This is a genomic window from Aneurinibacillus terranovensis DSM 18919 (assembly GCF_000430625.1).
GTDB lineage: Bacteria > Bacillota > Bacilli > Aneurinibacillales > Aneurinibacillaceae > Aneurinibacillus_B > Aneurinibacillus_B terranovensis.
Map to the genome: position 1 here is coordinate 1 of NZ_KE387181.1, position 21392 is coordinate 21392.

Below are 21392 nucleotides of genomic sequence, written 5' to 3' on the forward strand. Positions count from 1 at the left end.
CTATTATGTTTTCAAAGATCAAAAATCTAAAAAGAGCAACGACAATTCGGTTTTATGTTAACCAAATCATTCGCTGCTCTTAATATACAAGGAGGGATTGTACATGATTAACTTTTCGTTAAGCATGCCTACAAAGATTCGTTTTGGCAAAGGAGAAGTCAACAATGCCGGGGAAGTAGCAGCCGAATACGCAAAAAAAGTGCTGCTTGTCACAGGCCGCTCCTCCACCAAGAAAACAGGCTCACTCGATAAAGTAACCAGTTCGCTTAATAAAGCAGGGGTGGCTTATGTGCTTTTCGACCGGATTGAACCGAATCCACGCGCCGCCACAATTGATGAAGGGGGCCGTATCGCGAGGGAAGAAAATTGCGAACTTATACTGGCTCTCGGCGGCGGCTCGGCGATGGACGCATCAAAAGCAATTGCCACTGTTGCCCTGTCCGGCAGGCCGATTCATGAATATATCCGCGGTAATAAGACAGGAAAATGGAAAGAATTGCTTCCCATTCAGGAGGCGCTCCCAATCATTACGATTCCAACTTTAGCTGCAACTGGGTCGGAAGCTAATTCCGGCGCCGTTATTACAAACTGGGAAACGAAAGAAAAGTCTGGTATCGGTGGACCGGCCCTTTTTCCAAAAGTCGCTCTGCTCGATCCGGAGTTAACCTATACTGTTTCTGCAGGCTATACGGCTGATGGAGCCGCAGATATGTTTACCCATTTGTATGAAGGATATATGACTGGTGATGAACAAGCGAATGTGCAGGACGAATTAACCGAAGGACTTATGCGAAACACCATTATTTACGCACCAAAAGCGCTGGCTCATCCGGAAGATTATGAAGCGCGTGCGCATCTGCTGTGGACCAGCACCCTTGCTTTAATTGGGATTGCCAATGCCGGCCGCGGCGGAAGTTTTCCGGTTCACGCTATCGAACATACTCTTTCCGCCCACTACGATATTTCACACGGCCGTGGGCTTGCCATATTAACGCCGGCTTACTTCGAATTGATTGTTAAAAAAGACCGGCCGCACCGTCTGGCCCGCCTTGGACGCACCGTTTTCCATATTACGGATGACAATAATGAGAAGGCCGCACAGGCAACCATTGATTCACTGATTCACTGGTACAAAGAAATCGGTGTGTACGGTACCCTTAAAGATCTGGGCATCAAAAAAGAAGATTTGAAAATGATGGCCGAAGAAACCGTGCGAATTAACGGAGTCGATGGCTATCTTCCGGGTACCCATAAAATCAGCGCAGATGATATTCTCCATATTTATGAAGCATGCTTTGAATAACCTATACATCCACTGCGTAAAAACACCCTTCAAATTTTTCTTCATTTGAAGGGTGTTTTCTTTAGTAGAGTAAGAAAGCATTTCTCCCCTGCTACTTTTTCCAGTTCATTTAATGCCAACTCAAATTGTTTCATTGCATCCTGAATCGGCTGCGGCGATGACATGTCTATTCCGGCGGCTTTTACGATTTCGAGCGGAGCTGCGGAGCTGCCGGCTTCCAGGAATTTGTTGCGAATGCGGTCAACCGCCTGCTTGCCGCTCTTCTCAATCTGTTTGGCAAGCGCGGCCGAAGCGGCAAAGCTCGTTGCATACTGGTACACATAGAAACTGTTGTAAAAATGAGGGATTCTTGCCCACTCCATCCCGATTTCCGGGTCATTGACAACCGCTTTTCCGTAATATTTCGCGTTCAAACCGGCATAGATTTTTTTGAGTGCTTCCGCATTCAATGATTCACCGGCCTGTTCTTTTTCATGGATCAGCTTCTCAAATTCCGCAAACTGAGTCTGACGGAACAGGGTGGTTCGGAAGTTCTCCAAATACCGGTTTAAAAGATAGATTTTTTCCTCTTTCGTTTTCGCCCTGGCATATTGACTTTTAAACAGGAGCTGTTCATTCAGTGTAGAGGCGATCTCTGCCGTAAAAATCGGGTACCCTGCGGTACTATACGGCTGTTTCTTGTTGGAATAGTACGATTGCATAGCATGGCCAAGTTCGTGGGCAATCGTAAACACATCATCATATGTCCCCTGGTAGTTGAGCAATACGTACGGATGCGTAGCATAGGCGCCGGATTGGTACGCCCCGGATTGCTTGTCACGCGTCGAATACACGTCAATCCATCCCCTGGAAAATGCCTGCTTCAACACCTTTTCATACCCTTCGCCCATTGGTTTTAAACCGGCAAGAACCATTTCTTTCGCCTGCTCATACGGGATATATTTATCATTATACGGCACGACGGGTGTATACATATCATACATGTGCATATCTCTAAGCCCGAGAATTTTTTTCTTCCATGCGATATAACGGTGCAGAAGCGGCAGGTTGGCATCAACCGTTTTAATCAGTTCGCTGTATACGTTTGTTGGAATCTCGTTAGGGTATAAGCTTGCTTCCAGCGCCGTGTTATAGTGATGGGCTTGCGCGTAAAAATTGTCTGCTTTCACGCTGGCAGCCAGTATTTGAGCAAACGTATCTTGAAAGTTTCCAAGCGTTTGATAGTATGCTTTAAATGCCGATTTTCTCACGTTCTCATTTTTACTTTCCATATATGAAATGAAGTTGGCGCGCGTAAGCTGTATATCTTTTCCGTTTTCGTCTTTAATTTTTGGAAAGTTTACATCCTTCGAAAGCATAGTAAATACTCCTGACGGCGTCTGGGCCAGAGGCGATGAGCCGGCTAACAATTTTTCCATGCTTTTTGAAAGCGTATGAGGCTTTTCCCGAAGGATATCTTGTAGAAACTTTTTGTAGTGGGCTACCCTTTTTGACGCGAGGTAGTTCTTCATTTTGTCTTCAGGCACAGCGACCAGCTCCGGACTGAACCAGGCCGTTTTCTCTCCGACAAGGGTATTTATTTTCATTGCCCTGTCATACAATTCTTGTGCCTGCGTGCTTGAAGTGTTCACATCAAGCCCCAGATTTGTATACAGAATGACTTTGTCGCGCAAACGGCAAAGCTCACTGTAATCATCCAGCGCTCCGCTCAACGCACCGACAGAGGAGGCAAGTTTGCCCTCATGAAGCGGAAAAGCGTTCGCCAGTTCCTCCACCTTTTTTGCATCCCTTTCCCAGGCAGATTTATTCGGATAGATATCTTCCAACTTCCATTTGTATTCGGCGGGAATCTCTCCCCTTGTTTTGTACTCCGGCTTTACTGCTGTGTGATCCGCTGTAAATGCCGCTTGTGCATGTACGGCACCCAGCGCATTCAGTGTACCGGGGCGTACTGCCAGGACGGCCAGGCTTGCTGCAGCCGCTGCGGCGACATAAACCGATCGCTTCATACGAATCTCTCCTTCCTGCCCTTTCTTCCATTCAAAGAACGTAAAAAAGGGCACTGGCCTTATTATTCGTATAACCGTGTGTTTTTATCCGGTTTTCTGCTGGTTTTTAATGGAACTCTCATCGTTTTCTAAGGACTATCAACACAAGAGAAACTATGATAAATATCAAATCGTTTATTAAAGCCGAAACGGAGAGAAAACATGAAGAAATTGCCCCTCATATTATCCAGCATCCTTATGGCCGGTTTTTTGTCTGCCTGCAGCAGTCCTGTCGCACATTAGCTTGGACAAAAAGAAACGCATTCGAAAGTACAGGCAGCCTCTTACCTATCCGCTCCGGCTACATCTGCTGTATTACGGAAAGATCCATGGACAGGCCAAATTGATACATCTGTTCATGGCGTACCTGTGTTCATGTATCATCACCGGGCAAATGAAAAATAAACCGGAAACACTTAATCCTAATGTCCTTAACTATATAAGCTGGCTGGAGCTGCCAAAATATGCGTATGTTTTCCAGCACGAAAGCCATAGCAACCATTTCCATCGTTTACTTGGCAAACAAAGCTACCTTGTCGCTCAGCCGCTCCCGGCTGTCAAACAAGACCTTCTAACGGCAAAAAATTTATTACATGCCCATTATTTTGCGTATCCATATGGACAGTATAATGACAATACGATTAATATATTAAAGGAGATAGGAATTCGCATGGCCTTCACCACGAAAGTGGGCCGTGTGTATCCCGGCAGTCCAGAGTACGAACTAAACCGTAACGCCGTGTACCCGTATACAACGATGCGCCAGTTCATGCAGATTGTCCGCATATCCTCCGCAAAATAATGTAGTTAGTTGGTGAGTAATGCTTGGCAAAAAATCTTTTACAAAACCGCAGGCTGCGCGATTTTGATTTTTTGATCGTCCTTGCCTTACTGGGTATTTCGATCATGTGTACGATCACCGTTTATGCAACAACGATCAACCGCAACAACCTTGCTGATTTGTATAAAACGGAGATTATCTGGCAGTGCCTCTCTTATGTGGCTCTTATCGGCTTCACCATACTGGATTACCGAACGCTGAAGAGGCAGGTCGCCTGGATTGGTTATGGCTTTACGCTGCTCCTGCTTCTCGTCGTCTTCGTGTTTCCGGCGCGCAACGGGGCGCACAGCTGGATTATCCTGCCCGGTTTTCAGTTTCAGCCGTCCGAGTTCGCAAAAATCTTTATCATCTTAACTATTGCTGACTTTATGGAAAAGGCAAAGGAAAAAGAAGAGACGTTCGGATTCAAACATCTTGCCGTGATTGGTGCCATTGTGTGTGTCCCCTTCGCTCTGATTCTGGCCCAGCCGGCGCTCGGCCAGGCGCTCGTCCTGATCGGCATAGTCGGCGCGATGATGATTTTGTTTCTGGAAAAGAAACAACTGACTGTTTTTATCATTGGGATTGCCGTGTTGTTTGTCGGCATTTTTACCGTCAAGGCGTTTCTGCCCGACCAATCGATTAAAGCGATCGACTCCCTGCCGATGATGGAGCACCAGAAGCAGCGGATTATTACCTTTATCGATCCGGAAGCGGACCCGAAAGGAACCGGATACCAGGTAACACAGGCAAACATTGCGGTCGGTGCAGGAAGGCTTACAGGGGAGGGAATCTTAAAGGGCACCCAGACGGCGGGAGCGTGGGTCCCGGAACAATGGACGGATTTTATCTTTTCGGCACTGGCTGAAGAGATGGGGTTTGTCGGGGCAAGCATCCTTCTTTTCCTGTTTTTCTTCATCCTATACCGCATGATTCTTGTCGCGTCCGACACGTCGGATTTCTTTGCCTCCAGTTTAATCGCGGGAGTTGTCGGAATGTTTGCCTTCCAGATCGTGGAGAATGTAGGAATGAACTTATCGATTATGCCTGTTGCGGGCATCACACTGCCGTTTGTCTCCTACGGTGGAAGCTCGCTCCTGACTAATTTTTCACTGGTCGGCATCGTGCTGTCTGTTGCAGTAAGGAGAAAAAAGCTGACGTTTTAATGAAAAACCCGTGAAATTTCTTCGGTTTCACGGGTTTTTGTATTACATAGCCGATCGGTTATCGTTCTTCTTTGAATTCCTGTATCGAAATGACGCAGCCTGTCTTTACTCCGTTTAGGCCATTCTTTACGTGTTTTAGTTGCGTTGCACGATACATGTACAACCATTTTACATACACCATGGAAACCCTCCCTTACCGTATTTACGAGCTACGAGGCACGGCCGGGCCCGGTTGTATTTTTTTCATCACTCTTTTTTTGCTGGTAAACAAATAAACTCCGCCAATGACCAGAATCGTTCCGATAATCTGAGGAAAGCTGATATATTCTCTCAGGATTACATACGATAGAATCGCTGTAAAAATCGGGTTAAAGTTAAGAAATATACCCGATTTTGTGCCGCCTACCCGCTGCACACCAATGTTCCATAGTACCATAGCAACCACGGTCGCTCCAATACCTGCATATAGGGTTGCCATCCAAAATGAAAAATTCGGCTGGGTAATTGTCATCTTGGACAGATTAAATGGAATAATGGTAAGTATGCCGAAGATGCCTGACCAGAGCGTCGACATATATGGCGATACGAACTTCATTGCTTTCCGCCCCGCAACAGAATACAGCCCCCAGCAAAGAACCGCCAATAACATAAACATATCTCCTGTGTTAAACTTCAACTCGATGATGCGCTGCAGGTGCCCCTGCGAAATCACCACGATCACGCCAAATAAAGAAATCATCATCCCGGCAATCTGGCGCACGTTGATTTTTTCCCGCAGCAGAAAAAACGAAGCAAGCGCAATCGATACTGGATTTAGCGCCGACAGCAATCCGACATTTCCCGCCGATGTTCGCTCCAGGGCCATAAACATAAAAAAGTTAAACAGGACAACCCCTGTAAGTCCCATTAGAAACAAAGAAAATATAGCTTTCGCCGGCGGCAGTATTTTACGTTCCCTCACCCATACAATAGGAATAAGTACTAAAATAGCAATAACCCAGCGCATAACCGTCAGCATCATTGGAGACGAATGATCCACCAGGAATTTGCCCGCAACAAAATTGCCGGCCCAGAGCATGCTTGTCAACAAAAGCATCCCGTAGAAAATGATCTGCATCCTCTTATTCTCCCTTTACTTCATTATTAAAAATTCTTTTCAAGTATACATCTGGAAATTCAATATGGAAAGGGGCAAAGGAATGGAGCAATTTCGTTCCATCATACGATTCTGGAAAAGAGGCGCCTGAAACGCCGCAATAAAAGGTGGAGATGATGGAGAATTCTTTTTTCATAATCATCAACGAGACGGTCGATGCGTTTTGCATGTTTCTCGTCAATTTCGATATCAAATCCCTGGATAATATGGATCTCTTCATTACCTTCTTTAGGTTTAACAACAATTAGGTTTAACAAACAAATTTTTTGGCCATCTTTGTTTAACTCCTTTTTAGGGAGCCGATAGCAGATCGTTCATTTTTCAACAGAAAAAATGTTTTTCCTTGCAAATAGCTCACGTACGGCAGGCACGGTACATATGCATAGAGAGACGGATAATTTAATAGGAGAGTAGTGAAAAATGCATTGGATAACTGTTTTGTTTATTGGAATTGCGGCAAACCTTGATAATTTAGGGATTGGCGTATCCTTTGGCATACGTTCCACCCGCATCCCTCTTTTGTCGAATTTCCTGATCGCTTTCATCTCAATGCTTGGTTCCTATATTTTACTTGTCATCGGACATTTGATTTCCGCCTCTGTCTCCCTATCCGGCGCAAATCTTATTGGGGGATTCATTATCATTGCTGTGGGCGGCTGGTCGATATGGTCGAGCCGTTCTGTGTCTTTCTCTGCAAACGGGTCAAATACCGATAAAATCTCCACCGTTTTTCAGGATCCGACAACCGCGGATGCCGACAGCAACAAGGTCATTTCCTGGAAAGAATCGATTCCCCTTGGATTAGCACTGGCCTTAAACGGTATGACGAGCGGATTCGGAGCTGGTATCAGCGGTGTCTCTCCACTCTGGACGACGCTCTCAATCGGCATTTTCTCATTGCTGTCTGTGGAACTTGGTGTGCGATTGGGATATAAGATCGGCCACTCCTGGCTCGGGCGGTATTCAAATTTTATGGCAGGTATGTTACTGGTTGTCATTGGGTTTTACGAGATTTTTGTATAAGGGTAAGCAGATCAAACGAATCATTTTAACACTTTCTAAGCAGAATACGGATTTTTCCGGGAGAGTCCGCTTTCATGCGCCTCTCTTTATTTTTGGGGCCGGCACAAAAAATTCATTTGACACTTTTTCAATCTGCGAGTACATTCAAGGGTATCGTATGGTATGATTCTGTGTTGCATCAGAGGTTGTTCTACCAAAACGAGGCCGATGGATGAAGTGGAACCCGGGTGTCTGGCTGGAAACGTACTATTCGCGCTACCGCAGCATAAAAAATCCGCTGCTTCGTTTTATCGATCAAATCCAGCACCGGACAAATCAAGACTATGAGGTAGCGGTTGTCCTTCCGATCTTCATCACTACTAAACTCTGGCATCGTCTGCTCCACAATCAGGCCGCTTTCTTTATCGAACGGGCATTACTGCGGAGTGAAGATATTATTATTGTAAAGGTTCCTTTTCATTTGAAAAAGTAAACCGTTTTAGAGAAAAGTGCTATAATTGTGAAATAACAGGAATTGATCATAGTGAAAGGAGATGCGCTGTGGACTGGTTCAACGGAATGTTTTCCCTATGGGTCATGTGGTTTATTGTTGCCGGTGCCCTGCTGGTGGCGGAGTTGACACTATCTGGCTTTGTCGCTGTATTCCTGGCGGCCGGGGCGGGAATAGCCGGTGTCACCGCATGGTTTGGCATAGGACTTCCTTTTCAATTGCTGGTCATGGCTGTTGTTTCTACCTTGGGGATCGTGTACGGAAAAAAACTGCTAACGGCGAGATTTGGTGTAAACAAAGAAGTTCTGCGCACAAACGTTGATGCGTTGATCGGCAGAGAAGCCGTCGTCACGAAGAGAATTACTGCTGCGGAAAAAGGAAGAATTGACTGCCGGGGTGAATCATGGCTTGCAGAGGGAGAAGATGGCCGGGAGTATGGCGAGGGAGAACTGGTTGTCGTTCGAAAAATCCAAGGGGTAACGGCTGTTGTCAGCAGAAAACCAGTGTCATTAAAGAAAACATAAAACCGGACAGAAAGTGAGGAGGTTTGAAGATGACCGCGACTATCTTTATTGTCATTATATTTCTTATTCTGATTGGAATGGGAATCTCATCGGTTCAGGTCGTACGGCAGTCTGAGGTGCGGATCGTGGAACGCCTTGGCAAGTTCAGTCGAGAGCTGGGCTCCGGGCTGTACGTTGTCGTCCCGATTCTCGACCGTGTGGTAGCCCGCTGGGATATGAGAACTCAGATTATTAATTCAAGCCCGCAGCCTGTCATTACGAAGGATAATGTGACGATGCATATTGATACGCTTATTTATTACCGCATCACTGATGGTAAATCGGCAACGTATGAAATCAACGGGCTGCAGGGCGGAATCGCCAATCTTGCAGTTACTGCTCTGCGCAATGAAATCGGAAACTTAAATCTTGACGAAACGTTGAATTCGCGCGATGCAATTAACGCGGCGTTACAGAATAAAATGGATGAAGCCACGAACAATTGGGGGGTCAAAGTAGAACGCGTAGAGTTAAAAGAAATTATTACCCCGCAGGACATCCGGGATGCGATGGAAAAACAGATGCGCGCGGAACGGACGAAACGTTCGCAGATTCTCGAAGCGGAAGGGGAACGCGCTGCGGCCATCGAACGGGCAGAAGGAAAAAAACGGGCGCAAATCCTCGAAGCAGAGGCCGCGAGCGAGTCACAAATCCGCCGCGCTGAAGGGGAAGCACGGGCAATTGAACTTGTCGCGCAAGCGCGTAAAAAGCAGATCCACGAAGTATATACGGCCCTTAAAGACATTAAAGCGGACGACAGCGTCATCGCCCTTCGCTATGTGGAAGCTCTGGAGAAACTGGCTGCGAGCGATAATAAAGTCTTTATTCCGTTTGAAGCGGCCGGCCTAATGGGCAGCGCCGGTGCCTTAAAGGAATTGCTAAAACCGGAGAAATGATCGGTCAAAACGTCTGGTCGTGATGAATGGAACCGTATAATCCCAAGCCGGTGGGCGCTTCATTGCGCCCACCGGCTTGGGATTTACTTATTTCCCTGTAATAACGCCAGATTATCCAGTCCTTTCCATACATCATCACTCTCACCGCCGACGTACCAGAATGCCGTGCCTGCCACGTTATTTTTGGCTACAAGCTGGTATTTCCGGGAAATCGAGCGGCTGTCTTCCACCCATATCGTATGCGCCACACCGTTATCAGTATAATTGGCCACATATTGCCCGACATTGTCATCCCAAGCGAGCTGCGCCTGGTGGTTCTGAATCGTGTCCATTGTTTGCGGCATGGTCAGTTCCTGCGTGCGAAGCTGTCCCCCCTCCGCATGCCAATCGAACGTATAAAATGGAAGGCCAACGATAAGTTTCCGCGCCGGTATCTTATCGGTAAGCCCGCTTATGCTTTTTTGCAGCCACGGCAGCGATGACAAGGAGCCTGCCTTTGCGCCGCTCTCCCAGTGTTCCCCGTACCCCATAAGAATGAGATAGTCTGCCCCGTTTGCCAGTTGAGTAAAATCATACGGCTGACTCCAGTCTGTACCAAGGTCAGGTGGAACATCAACCGACAGCGTTTTATTTTGCGCATGCAAGGCTCGGGCTAAATCCCCGATAAATGCGGTGAATGAATCCCTGTCGGCCGGCTGCATGTTTTCAAAGTCGATGTTGAGCCCATCGAGCTGGTATTTCTGTGCGTATCCCAGCAGCTTGTTTACGAGTGCCGCCCGTTTGCCGGAATCAGAAAGAGTCGTATGTGTGGTAACGTCATCAAAATGATTGCCGACAAGCGCCCAGACTTTTTTGCCACGCTGGTGCGCCCAGGAGACGAGAGACGGATCAGAATAGTCGCTTACACTTCTATCTTTCTCAAGAAAATACCAGCGCGGCGACAGTGTGTCGAGGAAAGAGGAGTTCTCCACCCTCTTCTCAAATTGTTCGCTTGATTCGAAATACTGCCAGCCAAGCCGGATTTCCGTTGAATCGGCGCTGGTGGAGGAACCTGAAGCCGCTGCAGTGGCAGTTGTTTGATTCAGAATCGAACGATTGTTGAGCAGCTGGTCAAAAATAACGGCAATTTCCTCACGGGTAAGAAGGTCATCCGGTCTAAACGTATTCATGTATCCGTTCATAAGTTTAAGGTCGCTTACCTGTTTTACATAGGGAACGGCCCATGTTTTAACGTCCTGCCGGTCATTAAACGGCAGGACGTCAGTTGAAACAGACGACGCAGGCGCATTGGCATTGTGGCGGGTTACCGAGATAGCGCGGCCAAGCAGTACAGCCGCTTCCTGCCTCGTAATCGGCCGGTTCGGTTCAAACGTCGTGGCACTGGTACCATATACCAATCCGGTCATAAGCTCAGCCTGTACCCAACCGTAATACCAGGCCAGTTTATCCACATCACCAAACGCGGAAACAGACGCGGATACGGGGGACATTCCCATGAGACTGCCAAGTATTTTTACATATTCGGCTCGTGTAACCGGGTCTTTTGGTGCGTATGTATGATCGCTTTTACCGGCAACTATGCCCGCACTGTATAAATCATTAATTTGAACACGCGCGTAGCTTGTCGCGATATCATTAAAAGAGTTCTGAATGTTCATATCTCCTGACACAGGTGTCATGAGAGAAAGAAAAGCAACAGTAGAAAGCATGGCTGCTTTACGAATATTTTTTAATCGAAAGGGCGTTTTCACTGGATTCTGCTTCCTCCATCAGTCAATCTAAAGTGTCATACGTCACATGTTAGGTTTGACTCGGAAAAAAGCCGAAAGTTGTATAAAAAAATCAGCCAAATTCCGGCAATCCGTCCATGGCTGATTTTTATTTTACCGCTGAAGCAGTGCTTCACACGTCCCTTTTACTTTCACTTCACCGTTTTGATCAACGGCCTGCAGTTTAATTTTAACAAGCGTTCCCTGTGCTTGCTCCTCAATTCCCGAAATCTGGCCGCGCACCTGGATTTCATCTCCAGGCCGAGTCATAGCGGAAAAACGGGAAGAGAATTTTTTTATGGCCATACGCGGAACCCAGGTGGTAAGCGCCTGACCCGCAAAACCCATAATAAGCATCCCGTGGGCGATCACTCCTCCAAGTCCGGCTTCTCTCGCCACACTTTCTACAGTGTGAATGGGATTGAAATCTCCGGAAGCACCGGAAAATCTGACCAATTGGGTCTGGGTGACTGGAGGTTTAGTCAGCGCGGGAAGTTCATCGCCTACCTTAAAATCGGGATGAAGCGTCAAATAGGCGTCCATGCATTTTCTCCTTTCTACGGCATTCGTACCAGTACCATGCGCGCAGTCATGGCAACCTGGTCATGCTGATTTTTATATGTCGTTTCAAGGGTATAGAGGGCCATTCCATTCCGCTTTGTTTTCACATCGGTCACAATCGTTTCGGCACTCAGTTTATCGCCTGGAAAAATCGGCTGGAAATATTCATACTCCTGTTCCCCGTGAAGCAGTTTTTTAGGGTCAATGCCTAATTCCTCCATCAGCTTTTCAAACGTTGGGCCCGCCCACATATCGATAGCTTCACTAAATGTGGGAGGAACAGTTACATCTTCCAAACCCTGGCTTTTTGCGTAGTCTTTGTCCGTATAAACAGGATTTTCGTCGCCAATGGCAAGGGCGAGTTCGCGAATTTTACCGCGTTCTACTTCTCCGGTATAAGGTGTAAAGCGGTATCCGATTTTATCTTCCGAAGTTGGCATTTGCCTCTTTCCTTTCTATTTGCGCAAAAATATTATCGCTGTCTTTTTCTCTATAGTAATACGATGCGGGAAAGCGGAAATCCTGCTTTTAAACTTTTTCCACAAGGTTTTCCACTGCCGTTTCAATGGTAGGGTGGCGGATCATTGGTAACCGGCGCAGGGGCGGTTGCATTCAGCGGGCCATTCAGTTCCTTTTGCCCGATGCAAAAATTGATGATCCGGACCATATCTTCAATATGAATCCAGGAAAGCCACTGGTTACCGCCACCGATTTTTCCGCCGATGAACAGTTAAGGTAGCGGCCGATAAATCCCGTTCCTCCTGCAATCGCGATTCTCATATCAAACTCCGCTACACGTTTGCGCTGCGATGTTTCCACCAAGTGTCGTACGGGCTGACCGGTACGGAACGTTTATGGCGCGTGGCCAGATAACGATCTTCAATTTTTTGTGCGATGTCCGGGGCCACGTCTTTTCCCTCCAGGTAGTCGTCCAGTTGATCGTATGTAAAACCGAGTGCGACCTCGTCCGGCAGCAACGGCTTATTATCCTCCAGATCAGCCGTAGGAACCTTTGTATAAATATCCGCAGAAGCCCCGAGTTCCTGAAGAAGCAGTTTCCCCTGCCTTTTATTGAGGCCGGTTAACGGTGTTAAATCGCATCCGCCATCCCCAAATTTGGTGAAAAATCCGGTTGCCGCTTCTGCCGCATGATCCGTGCCGATTATAAGCAATTGATAATACGCGCCAATATCATATTGAGCCTTCATGCGTTCCCGCGCTTTTTCATTGCCTTTGTGGAAATCTGACAGGTCGTGCCCTGTTACCTCTCTAAACGTTGCCACGGAAGCATCGACCGCCGGTTTAATATTCACCGTATACGTTTTATCCGGTTGAATAAACTGAAGAGCCCGCTGGGCATCTTCTTCATCCTTCTGCACACCGTACGGCAGGCGAACCGCCACAAATGTGTAGTCTTTTCCCGTTTCTTTCCGAAGTTCTTCTACAGCCAGTTGGGCAAGCCGCCCCGCTAAAGAGGAATCCTGTCCACCCGAGATACCAAGCACATAGCCTCTCATGCCGGTTGATTGGACGTATTCTTTTAAAAAATTAACACGTTTTCTTACTTCGGCTGCCGGATCAATGGATGGTTGAACATGCAGCTCCTCGATAATTTGATTTTGCAAAGGGTGTTCCATAATCCATTTCCTTTCTTACTTGTATTTAAGACTATCATAGCCTAATTTTCCTCATGAAGTAAACTTTGTCATTTTCGCTCTTCACTCTGCAAACGGCCGTTTATTTATGGCTTGTTCGGGGTAAAAGTATAAGAAACCGGTTAAACTTAAAACCTATGAACGATAAATTCCCAAAATGAAAGGGTGTTGTTAATGAATAATCAATCCAATTTAGGTAGTGAACTAAAAGCCAAACTTGACCAATGGATCGGGCAGGAACTGCTTATTACAAAGGAAGAAGACGGAGATATAGATAAAACCCACCTTTCATTAAAAAATACCGACATTGAACAGGTGAACTCGATAGATGATTATGTACTGCCCTTCGTTTTAAGGTTGAAAGGTTCAGGTGAGGTGATTACAGATGATGGGGAAAGCCCCTTACCGTATGAGTGCTATGAAATACCTTTCAAACATATTACGAAGAGCAGCATGACCGATGCAGAACTGTCGTTTCAAACCGATCGAGCCATTTATAAATTGCACAGAAAGTGACACCGTTAGCCCTATTTGCATGGTATGTCGTAACATTGGCGTGTGTTTATCGCACACTGTCGCACCCTAAATGGATCCTTCTCATCATATATATCGAACGCCGTAGCGCCCTTTTTTCACCTTAAACATTTCTACAATACGGGGACTTCGGTATCCATGAATCCACCAGTCTTCTTCCATTCGTTTCACAACACAGCGGTGTTAGTAGTTTGCCCGTTTTTTGTGTAAAACTCATAAAATACCTGTCTTACCGTTTGATTGTTTGATATACTGTCTGTCGGGGTGTCGAAAAAGTGACGAAATCCCTTTTTTTACTAGTTTAGCTTCTTCCATACATGTTTGAATTTCATAAAGGAAATGTTACTACTAGAACTTTTTCATTTTCATGTTACATATCAGTATGTTTCAAACATACCGTTTACAAAACATGTGATAGGAGTGCAACGGAGTGTCGACAACCAATTCAAACGCAGAACCTTTTGTATTAGTCATTTTCGGCGCCACAGGAGACTTGGCCAAGCGTAAACTTTTTCCCGCTTTATACAGCTTGGACAGGACAGGCTTACTCCCCAAAAAATTTGCTGTGATCGGGGTGGGGCGTTCGCAAAAGCAAGAAAGCGAATTCCGGGAAGATTTAAAGAACTCCATTGATACATACGCCCGGATTCCGCTGAGTGATCCACAGACATGGGAAACGTTCGCCAAACGATTTAGCTATGTAGCTCTTGATGTGAACAATGCCAGCGCGTATAACATTCTGCTCGACGCGGTCGAAACAAACGAGCGGGAGTATGCGATTCCCGGTAACCGGATGTTTTATCTTGCCCTTGCGCCCAGCCTGTTCGGCAACGTGTCAAGCCATCTTAAAACAGCCGGATTAACTGAATCAAAGGGGTGGAAACGGCTCGTTATTGAGAAACCGTTCGGACATGATTTAGCGTCAGCAAGAGAACTTAATGAACAAATTGAGCAGTCATTCAGGGAAGATGAAGTATACCGTATTGACCACTACCTCGGTAAAGAAATGGTGCAAAATATTGAAGTAATACGGTTTGCCAATTCAATGTTTGAGCCGCTCTGGAATAACCGTTATATCGATAATATACAGATAACCGCCAGTGAAACGGTCGGTGTCGAAGAACGCGCTTCCTATTATGAAACGTCAGGTGCCCTGCGCGATATGGTGCAGAACCATATGCTGCAAATGGTCATGATGGTATGTATGGAGCCGCCAAGCCGGTTGAAGACAGAAGCGATCCGCGACGAAAAAGTAAAGGTCCTGCGTGCCCTCCGCCGCTATTCGGAAGAAGAAGTGAACGACTATTTTGTCCGCGGCCAGTATGCAACGGGTACGATAAAAGGCAAAAACGAACCGGCTTACCGCGACGAACCGGGAGTATCCCCTAACTCCATGACCGAAACATTTGTTGCCGCTAAACTTCACGTTGACAACTTCCGCTGGGCAGGCGTTCCCATCTACATCCGGACCGGCAAGCGCATGCCGAAGAAAACGACCGAAATTGTGATTCAATTTAAAGACTTGCCGAAAAATCTTTACTTTAACAAAGACAATAACCTGGGACCTAACTTGTTAATTATCCGGATTAATCCAACGGAGGGAATATACTTACTGCTTAACGCGAAGCGCCAGGGAACGGACGACAAAATCGTGCCCGTTGCGATGGAGTTCTGCAACAATTGCTCTCACGAATCCCCGGAAGCGTATGAAAGTTTGCTTTATGATGCCATTACCGGCGATTCGACATTTTTCACCCGCTGGGATGAAGTATCGATTGCCTGGAAATTTGTAGATCCGGTCCGTCGTATATGGGATAAAAATACAAAGTCCATCCCCATGTATGCTGCGGGTACATGGGGTCCGGAACAAGCGGACTGGCTGCTTAAGCAGGACAAAAAGAAATGGTGGCCGCTTGGCCGGGAGCAGGAATCTGAAATGGTCATACATGCAGTAGAGCAGCCAAATATACGTTAAGGGAGATGAGAAGGTGTATAAAGTTTTTGATATATCGATGCCAATCTATGAAGGAATGCCGGTTTATAAAAATAAGCCGGAAAAGCAGCCAAAAATCCGGGTGGTGCAGGATTTTGACAAAAGCCCTGCCAGAGAATCGCGAATTGATTTAGATGCGCATACCGGCACCCACGTCGACTCTCCGCTTCACATGGTTCCCGGGGGCGGTACCATGGAAACCATTCTGGTTGAACGGCTTGTCGGTTCATGCCGCGTGATTGACGTTACCGGGGTGAAAGGTGGAATTACGCGCTCTGATTTAGAATCTAAGCAAGTCGAAAAAGATGAATTTTTGATTTTAAAAACGAGGAATTCCAGTGACACGGAGTTTAATCCGGATTTTATCTATCTGGCAGAGGATGGGGCCCGCTATCTTGCTGAGAAAGGCATCCGGGGAGTTGGAATAGACGGGCTTGGGATTGAACGAAGCCAGCAGGGCCATCCGACCCATAAAGCGCTGTTTGCTGCCGACATTATTATCATTGAGGGATTGCGGTTGCAAGGCGTTCCTGAAGGCCGTTATTTTCTAGTCGGCGCCCCTATTAAACTCGTGGAAACCGAAGCCGCGCCCGCACGCGTTTTACTCATTGAGGGATTAGTATAGGCGGTTAACAACAAAAATAGCGTGTAAGAAAGTTATACTTTCTTACACGCCAAAAAAGCAACCGCCCCGATTGGGGCGGTTGCTGATGTATTACTACGACGCTTTTGTTTTACCCTTTTCCCGGAAAAGACGAAGTTCATTGTCCCTGTGGAGCCATTTGTCAACAAGAGGCATTGCGAAATAGTCTAATCCGAAGAATCCGGCGTTACGTCCCGCAACGAGAATGAAGGTAGCAATCAATACCAACTGCGGGTTAATACTTGTCGTTCCGCTAAAAAGGAATGCATAGTTCATTATAATTCCCATCAGGGCGGCGAATGTTGTCAACAATCCAAGAATTAGCGCAAGCCCGATTAGGAATTCAGCCCACGGAATAAGAACGTCGAATAACTTCGCATGTGGAAGGGCAAATCCCTGGATGAAGCTTCCCCACCAGCCTTGAACATCGGCATGAGCTCCTGTAGTTTTAGTGAGGGCACCTTTCAGAAATCCTTCCGCCTGGAACCCTCTTGTCAGTTTTTCAAACCCTGAAGTAATCCACGTATAACCAAGCCAAAGACGAAGAACTGTTAATATTCCACTCGCTATTCTATTAGTGCGTAACCATTTTACTAACATGACCTTTTCTCCCCTTTCGACTAAAGCTTGTAATGTATTTCTTGATTACATTGTACTACATTAGCAAATTTATGAAATACACTTGTGAACTATTTCACATATACGTCATAAGTTATTGAACGATTCGTGACCAGGGAACTAGTCCATGTTAGCTTAGCGCGGGTACCGCTGCCTTTTTAAGCCTGGCGATCCCTTCTTCAATTTTATGGTCTTCCTGTTTTACATCGGGTCCGAGATATTATTATACCGCACCTTCCGGAGATTGGCATTTATTTCCCATAGCCACTATGAATTTTTTTTTACCCCTTTTGATCGTCTTTTCACACTCCGTTATGTGATACGATAGAGGTAACGAAACAAAGAAAATGCAAGGATTTTACACGATATGACAAGCGATAAAAAAATCATTCATTCTATCTTTAAACGAGGGGGCATCCTCTCTGGCTATGTACCGAACTATCAACCGCGCAGAGCGCAGTTCGAGATGGCAAATCTCGTATACGACTGTTTGAAGGCAGGCAGCCATGCTTTGATTGAAGCAGGCACCGGAACAGGCAAATCCTTCGGTTATGCCCTTCCCGCCGCCTATTGGGCCCTTAAAAATGACAAACGGGTGATTATCTCTACGAACACCATTACACTCCAGCAGCAGTTGCTCGAAAAAGAGCTGCCGATGGTGAAAAACGTCGTAGCCGATTTGTCCGATGAGTGGGCGGAAGACTTTCGCTTCGAGCTGGCGAAAGGACGCGGGAATTACCTGTGCAGGCGAAGGCTCGATGAGCTTGTTACTGACACGCTGCACGCCGAAAAAAAGGATGCGCCTCTGCTGAGGGAACTTTCAAGCAAGGTTTCCTCTTTCCGGAAGGGTGACCGTGATGAAATTCCTTTTCCTGTACCCCCTGCCCTATTTTCCCTGATTCAGGGCGACGCGGATGATTGTATGGGTAAAAACAGCCCTTTTTATAAAGAATGCTTTATTCAAAACGCGCGAAAAAAGCTGGCAAATGCGCAAATTATTGTTGTCAATCATGCGTTATTCTTCACAGACTTATTGCTGCGCAAACAGGGCGCGAGCATCCTTCCTCCTTACGATGCCGTTATCATGGATGAAGCTCACCGCGTCGAAGATCAGGTAACAAAACAGTACATGTATCATGTAAGCCTGGAAGAAGTAAACAAGCTGTTTCTTCGTTTTACAAAGAAACGTTCCCACTGGGCGCGGCAAATCGATGATCCGGAGCTTTTTCTGCAGGTTGAGGGCCTGCGTTCACGCATGGCCGTCCGCCTGACGGAAGTATTTGCTCCGCTGGCTAGGGCTCTTGCCGAGCGGCCCAATAACGAATATTTGCTAAAGAAGAGCATCGTGGCCGAGTATCCCTTTTTCGCTCTATTTCGCGACTGGAAAAACCTGTTTCTTGATAAAAGGAAACAGATTGAGCTTGAGCACGGGGAGAATGAAACGGTCACAGGGATGAACCGCTATATTACCCAAATCGAGCAGATGGACGCGATGCTTCAGCACGTCCTCCTATACGAGTCACCGGATGAGTGGGCAACATGGGTCGCCTACGACGAAAAGGAACAGCAGGGAGCTTTGTCTGTCCGCGATGACTTTTTTTGGGCTTCCTGTTTGCATCTGTACTCGGCGCCGATTGACGTTAGCAGCTTACTGCGAATGGATTTGTTCGCTGATAAAACAGTGATTATGACGTCTGCAACGCTTACAACTCAGGGAGATTTTTCTTTTGTCGCCAATCGCCTCGGCATGGATGACTACCGATCTATGGAAACGCCCAGCCCCTTCGTTTATGAGGAACAAGCCGTCCTGGTCATACCGGAAAACGTCCCGGCTCCGTCCGAAAAGGAATTTGAGCCTTTTCTCTGCGCAACGATGAAAGAGATTGTTGCGGCTACACGGGGGCGCACCTTTCTGCTTTTTACCTCCTACAGTCAGATGAACCGGGTGTATAAAGACATGGAACCCTGGTTAAACAACCTCGGGCTCAAAGGGATCCTGCACCAGCCTGGTGTGTCCCGTGATCAAATGCTGCAGGAATTCAGGGCAAGCGAAAATGGAGTTCTATTCGGCTGTGAATCATTCTGGGAAGGTGTCGATGTGCCCGGTGATGATCTCGTATGTGTGGTCATGGCCAAGCTGCCGTTTCCTGTTCCGACCGATCCGCTTACCCAGGCGAGAACCGAACGGTTGAAAAAAGCAAACCGCAACAGCTTTCATGAATATATGCTGCCGTTTTCCATTCTTCGTTTAAAGCAGGGATTCGGCCGCTTAATACGCACGAAAAATGACCGGGGAATGGTGATTATTCTGGACACCCGCATTAATACAAAGTTCTACGGGGAACAAATTCTGCAAAGTTTACCTCCGGCCCGTTTTACAAAAGAGATGGAAGAGATCCGCCGTTTCTTCCGCTAAGAGTGTGTTCCTTCTTAAATAAACATCGCATACAGTATAGCAATACATTCGTAAAGGGAGTAAGGGCTATGTGGGTGGTGGAAAATTTTCGACCGTTCAAACCGACATACGGACGGGGAAAACGCTATAAAGTGGGAACAAAATTCATCTGGGAAGTTGCGGATGTTCTACCCGGCGGGAACATTATGTTCCGTTTTACAACGATTGACGGCACAAGCCAGTGTTTGGTGACAATGCGGGAGCTCGATGATTTTGTTGCCGTTTCCGATGATGTCTTGCGAAAATTAATGGATGAATATAAGAAAATGCGGGAAAGAAAACAAGAGAAGCACGATAAAGATAATGATAACGATTAAATAAAAAAGCAGGCGAAACATGAACTCCGACCTGCTTTTCTCCTATTATTCCTTTGAACCTAATTCTTTCATACAGTGGCTGCAAATATTGCGTCCTTTGAAATTAGTAATACTTTCTGCGGAATCGCAAAAAATACATGCAGGAGCGTAGCGCTTTAAAATGATTTTCTCATCATCTACAAAAATTTCCAACCCATCCTTTTCCGCGATTCCTAAATTGCGGCGAAGCTCAATCGGGATAACCACTCTTCCCAATTCATCTACTTTCCGCACAACACCCGTGGCTTTCATCGTCATATTCTTACCTCCAACTTCTCTCTCTGTAAATTTTTTATTACTTAAATTCTATCAAGTCTACAATTATTTAACAGTGCAAATATTGCACGGAATTGGTAATTGTACATTTAATTGTATAATTCACCTCTTATGAGAGGGTATCCCGGCCCATTTTTTTGCATCTTTTCCCTCATTGCCTGTTTCCGTTCTTCAATGAGATGATAACTATATGCTTCTTTGAATTTCGTTTCAAATAAGGTGGTGTCCCATAATGTTGCAGAAACTGCGGAAGCTGATAAACAAGCCCTCACAAGCGGGAAATGATTGGGCGGTGGTCTTTTTTGATAAAAACGATTTCCGGCTGGACGCGATGAAGAAACGGTTAGCCGACCACGGGATCCAGTCGCACATCGTAAAAAGCGAAGCCGTCTATGTACAAGCGAATGACCTTCAAGCTGCAAAAACAATCGTTGCGGAGTGGGTCAATCATTAAAGCCAACATTAAAAAGCTTCCCAAAAAGAGGGAAGCTTCTTCTATATCTATCCGCCTTCTATCTCTATCGGCTTACCAAATATTCCTCTTCCATTCTGCAAAAAGACGAAACCTTTTATCCATGTTTAACGTCCTAATTTAAAACGGCTTCGTAATCATCATCACAGCAATGCAGCCCATCAGAAAAACAGAAAACAGGCCCACACAGACATTCTGGAAGCGGAGGGATTTTAATTCCTTCTCAGCGTACAGCTTGCGGCTATCCGCAACCTCCCTGAGCCCGCGCATTAAAAAGCGCTTAATCATATAGAACACAAACATATACAGCAGAATCGAAACAAGCATCCACATCTGCATTAAATAGGCGAGCGAAGTTACAAAGAAAAAGGCAATGCCCGATGCCCATAACAAAAGGTCGGCGGCCCTGTCAAATTTGCGGTATGTTGCCAGAAACCGTCTCGTCTGCTCCACATCCTTCAAGCGAGGAATCAGAAACAGGACGGCAAGCTTAGCGATGACTGCGATCAAATGTAACGTTAGAACGATAGAAAACAACCGCTTCACTCCTCTCTTGATTGTATTGTACTATGGGACCCATTGTCCTACCAGCCTC

Annotated in this window: 23 protein-coding genes and 1 pseudogene; 13 read left to right on the forward strand and 11 right to left on the reverse strand. The window is 46.4% G+C overall.

Annotation, left to right across the window (positions count from 1 at the left end; translation table 11 throughout):
* Positions 1 to 103 precede the first annotated feature (103 nt).
* Positions 104 to 1303: an iron-containing alcohol dehydrogenase gene (locus H525_RS0121625; protein ID WP_027417902.1), complete on the forward strand. Its 1200-nt coding sequence runs from the start codon at positions 104 to 106 to the stop codon at positions 1301 to 1303.
* A gap of 41 nt (positions 1304 to 1344) precedes the next feature.
* On the opposite strand, the gene pepF is transcribed toward H525_RS0121625, so the two are convergent.
* Positions 1345 to 3312 carry an oligoendopeptidase F gene (gene pepF / locus H525_RS25135; protein ID WP_051331222.1) on the reverse strand — a complete coding sequence of 656 codons (1968 nt, stop codon included), beginning with the start codon at positions 3310 to 3312 and terminating at the stop codon, positions 1345 to 1347.
* 283 nt (positions 3313 to 3595) lie between these two features.
* Here pepF and H525_RS0121635 point away from each other — a divergent pair, with 283 nt between their 5' ends.
* Together H525_RS0121635 and rodA are read left to right on the forward strand one after the other, a co-directional pair.
* Positions 3596 to 4153, forward strand: coding sequence for a polysaccharide deacetylase family protein (locus H525_RS0121635; RefSeq protein ID WP_027417903.1), 558 nt, complete (start codon positions 3596 to 3598; stop codon positions 4151 to 4153).
* 23 nt (positions 4154 to 4176) lie between these two features.
* Positions 4177 to 5337, forward strand: coding sequence for a rod shape-determining protein RodA (rodA, locus tag H525_RS25145; protein ID WP_051331223.1), 1161 nt, complete (start codon positions 4177 to 4179; stop codon positions 5335 to 5337).
* Between the two features lie 202 nt (positions 5338 to 5539).
* Here rodA and H525_RS0121650 read toward each other — a convergent pair whose 3' ends face one another.
* Positions 5540 to 6454 carry a DMT family transporter gene (locus tag H525_RS0121650; protein WP_027417904.1) on the reverse strand — a complete coding sequence of 305 codons (915 nt, stop codon included), beginning with the start codon at positions 6452 to 6454 and terminating at the stop codon, positions 5540 to 5542.
* Between the two features lie 101 nt (positions 6455 to 6555).
* Complete coding sequence (locus H525_RS29815; protein ID WP_027417905.1) at positions 6556 to 6750, reverse strand: hypothetical protein; 195 nt, start codon at positions 6748 to 6750, stop codon at positions 6556 to 6558.
* Between the two features lie 163 nt (positions 6751 to 6913).
* Here H525_RS29815 and H525_RS0121660 point away from each other — a divergent pair, with 163 nt between their 5' ends.
* The 4 genes from H525_RS0121660 (at position 6914) to H525_RS0121680 (ending at position 9465) form a co-directional block, all read left to right on the forward strand.
* On the forward strand, positions 6914 to 7516 hold the full coding sequence (locus H525_RS0121660; protein ID WP_027417906.1) for a manganese efflux pump: 603 nt from the start codon (positions 6914 to 6916) through the stop codon (positions 7514 to 7516).
* A 211-nt stretch (positions 7517 to 7727) separates the two neighbouring features.
* Positions 7728 to 7988, forward strand: a complete 261-nt coding sequence (locus H525_RS0121670; RefSeq protein ID WP_027417907.1) for a hypothetical protein — start codon at positions 7728 to 7730, stop codon at positions 7986 to 7988.
* Positions 7989 to 8056: 68 nt separating this feature from the next.
* Complete coding sequence (locus H525_RS0121675; protein WP_027417908.1) at positions 8057 to 8530, forward strand: NfeD family protein; 474 nt, start codon at positions 8057 to 8059, stop codon at positions 8528 to 8530.
* 29 nt (positions 8531 to 8559) lie between these two features.
* Positions 8560 to 9465: an SPFH domain-containing protein gene (locus tag H525_RS0121680; protein WP_027417909.1), complete on the forward strand. Its 906-nt coding sequence runs from the start codon at positions 8560 to 8562 to the stop codon at positions 9463 to 9465.
* Positions 9466 to 9548: 83 nt separating this feature from the next.
* Here the strand turns inward: H525_RS0121680 and H525_RS0121685 are convergent, their stop codons facing one another.
* From H525_RS0121685 to nadE, 5 genes and pseudogenes are all read right to left on the reverse strand, one after another.
* Positions 9549 to 11216 carry an S-layer homology domain-containing protein gene (locus tag H525_RS0121685; protein ID WP_027417910.1) on the reverse strand — a complete coding sequence of 556 codons (1668 nt, stop codon included), beginning with the start codon at positions 11214 to 11216 and terminating at the stop codon, positions 9549 to 9551.
* Positions 11217 to 11348: 132 nt separating this feature from the next.
* On the reverse strand, positions 11349 to 11777 hold the full coding sequence (locus H525_RS0121690; RefSeq protein ID WP_035102324.1) for a MaoC/PaaZ C-terminal domain-containing protein: 429 nt from the start codon (positions 11775 to 11777) through the stop codon (positions 11349 to 11351).
* Between the two features lie 14 nt (positions 11778 to 11791).
* A complete protein-coding gene (locus H525_RS25150; protein ID WP_051331224.1) occupies positions 11792 to 12235 on the reverse strand; it encodes a MaoC family dehydratase N-terminal domain-containing protein in 444 nt (147 codons plus the stop codon).
* A gap of 140 nt (positions 12236 to 12375) precedes the next feature.
* Positions 12376 to 12525 (reverse strand): annotated as a pseudogene (locus tag H525_RS28855) (TIGR01777 family oxidoreductase); the annotation flags it as partial.
* Between the two features lie 61 nt (positions 12526 to 12586).
* Positions 12587 to 13420 (reverse strand): ammonia-dependent NAD(+) synthetase, encoded by an 834-nt coding sequence (nadE, locus tag H525_RS0121705; protein WP_027417912.1) that lies wholly within the window; start codon positions 13418 to 13420, stop codon positions 12587 to 12589.
* A gap of 204 nt (positions 13421 to 13624) precedes the next feature.
* On the opposite strand from nadE, the gene ymzB reads away from it, so the two are divergent.
* From ymzB to H525_RS0121720, 3 genes are all read left to right on the forward strand, one after another.
* Positions 13625 to 13966: a protein YmzB gene (gene ymzB, locus H525_RS25890; RefSeq protein ID WP_051331225.1), complete on the forward strand. Its 342-nt coding sequence runs from the start codon at positions 13625 to 13627 to the stop codon at positions 13964 to 13966.
* Between the two features lie 448 nt (positions 13967 to 14414).
* A complete protein-coding gene (zwf, locus tag H525_RS0121715; protein ID WP_027417913.1) occupies positions 14415 to 15959 on the forward strand; it encodes a glucose-6-phosphate dehydrogenase in 1545 nt (514 codons plus the stop codon).
* 13 nt (positions 15960 to 15972) lie between these two features.
* Positions 15973 to 16602: a cyclase family protein gene (locus H525_RS0121720; RefSeq protein WP_027417914.1), complete on the forward strand. Its 630-nt coding sequence runs from the start codon at positions 15973 to 15975 to the stop codon at positions 16600 to 16602.
* Positions 16603 to 16695: 93 nt separating this feature from the next.
* Here H525_RS0121720 and H525_RS0121725 read toward each other — a convergent pair whose 3' ends face one another.
* Positions 16696 to 17220, reverse strand: coding sequence for a DoxX family membrane protein (locus H525_RS0121725; protein ID WP_027417915.1), 525 nt, complete (start codon positions 17218 to 17220; stop codon positions 16696 to 16698).
* Between the two features lie 385 nt (positions 17221 to 17605).
* Between H525_RS0121725 and H525_RS25895 the strand changes: the two genes are divergently transcribed.
* Both H525_RS25895 and H525_RS0121735 read left to right on the forward strand, forming a co-directional pair.
* Entirely contained in the window at positions 17606 to 19654 is a 2049-nt protein-coding gene (locus H525_RS25895) for an ATP-dependent DNA helicase (protein ID WP_027417916.1), read from the forward strand.
* A 68-nt stretch (positions 19655 to 19722) separates the two neighbouring features.
* Positions 19723 to 20010 carry a hypothetical protein gene (locus H525_RS0121735; protein WP_027417917.1) on the forward strand — a complete coding sequence of 96 codons (288 nt, stop codon included), beginning with the start codon at positions 19723 to 19725 and terminating at the stop codon, positions 20008 to 20010.
* Positions 20011 to 20055: 45 nt separating this feature from the next.
* Here the strand turns inward: H525_RS0121735 and H525_RS0121740 are convergent, their stop codons facing one another.
* A complete protein-coding gene (locus H525_RS0121740) occupies positions 20056 to 20307 on the reverse strand; it encodes an AbrB/MazE/SpoVT family DNA-binding domain-containing protein (protein ID WP_155837515.1) in 252 nt (83 codons plus the stop codon).
* 250 nt (positions 20308 to 20557) lie between these two features.
* On the opposite strand from H525_RS0121740, the gene H525_RS0121745 reads away from it, so the two are divergent.
* Complete coding sequence (locus H525_RS0121745) at positions 20558 to 20779, forward strand: hypothetical protein (RefSeq protein WP_027417919.1); 222 nt, start codon at positions 20558 to 20560, stop codon at positions 20777 to 20779.
* 138 nt (positions 20780 to 20917) lie between these two features.
* Here the strand turns inward: H525_RS0121745 and H525_RS0121750 are convergent, their stop codons facing one another.
* Entirely contained in the window at positions 20918 to 21343 is a 426-nt protein-coding gene (locus H525_RS0121750; protein ID WP_027417920.1) for a hypothetical protein, read from the reverse strand.
* Positions 21344 to 21392 lie beyond the last annotated feature (49 nt).

What these genes read in the sequence shown, in the direction of transcription:
- H525_RS0121745 (WP_027417919.1), top strand. Translation starts at nt 20,558, where the DNA reads ATGTTGCAGAAACTGCGGAAGCTGATAAACAAGCCCTCACAAGCGGGA.
- H525_RS0121740 (WP_155837515.1), bottom strand. Translation starts at nt 20,307, where the DNA reads ATGACGATGAAAGCCACGGGTGTTGTGCGGAAAGTAGATGAATTGGGA.
- H525_RS0121725 (WP_027417915.1), bottom strand. Translation starts at nt 17,220, where the DNA reads ATGTTAGTAAAATGGTTACGCACTAATAGAATAGCGAGTGGAATATTA.
- H525_RS25895 (WP_027417916.1), top strand. Translation starts at nt 17,606, where the DNA reads ATGACAAGCGATAAAAAAATCATTCATTCTATCTTTAAACGAGGGGGC.
- H525_RS0121660 (WP_027417906.1), top strand. Translation starts at nt 6,914, where the DNA reads ATGCATTGGATAACTGTTTTGTTTATTGGAATTGCGGCAAACCTTGAT.
- H525_RS0121690 (WP_035102324.1), bottom strand. Translation starts at nt 11,777, where the DNA reads ATGGACGCCTATTTGACGCTTCATCCCGATTTTAAGGTAGGCGATGAA.
- ymzB (WP_051331225.1), top strand. Translation starts at nt 13,625, where the DNA reads ATGAATAATCAATCCAATTTAGGTAGTGAACTAAAAGCCAAACTTGAC.
- pepF (WP_051331222.1), bottom strand. Translation starts at nt 3,312, where the DNA reads ATGAAGCGATCGGTTTATGTCGCCGCAGCGGCTGCAGCAAGCCTGGCC.
- H525_RS0121650 (WP_027417904.1), bottom strand. Translation starts at nt 6,454, where the DNA reads ATGCAGATCATTTTCTACGGGATGCTTTTGTTGACAAGCATGCTCTGG.
- H525_RS0121670 (WP_027417907.1), top strand. Translation starts at nt 7,728, where the DNA reads ATGAAGTGGAACCCGGGTGTCTGGCTGGAAACGTACTATTCGCGCTAC.
- H525_RS0121625 (WP_027417902.1), top strand. Translation starts at nt 104, where the DNA reads ATGATTAACTTTTCGTTAAGCATGCCTACAAAGATTCGTTTTGGCAAA.
- H525_RS0121735 (WP_027417917.1), top strand. Translation starts at nt 19,723, where the DNA reads ATGTGGGTGGTGGAAAATTTTCGACCGTTCAAACCGACATACGGACGG.
- H525_RS25150 (WP_051331224.1), bottom strand. Translation starts at nt 12,235, where the DNA reads ATGCCAACTTCGGAAGATAAAATCGGATACCGCTTTACACCTTATACC.
- H525_RS0121680 (WP_027417909.1), top strand. Translation starts at nt 8,560, where the DNA reads ATGACCGCGACTATCTTTATTGTCATTATATTTCTTATTCTGATTGGA.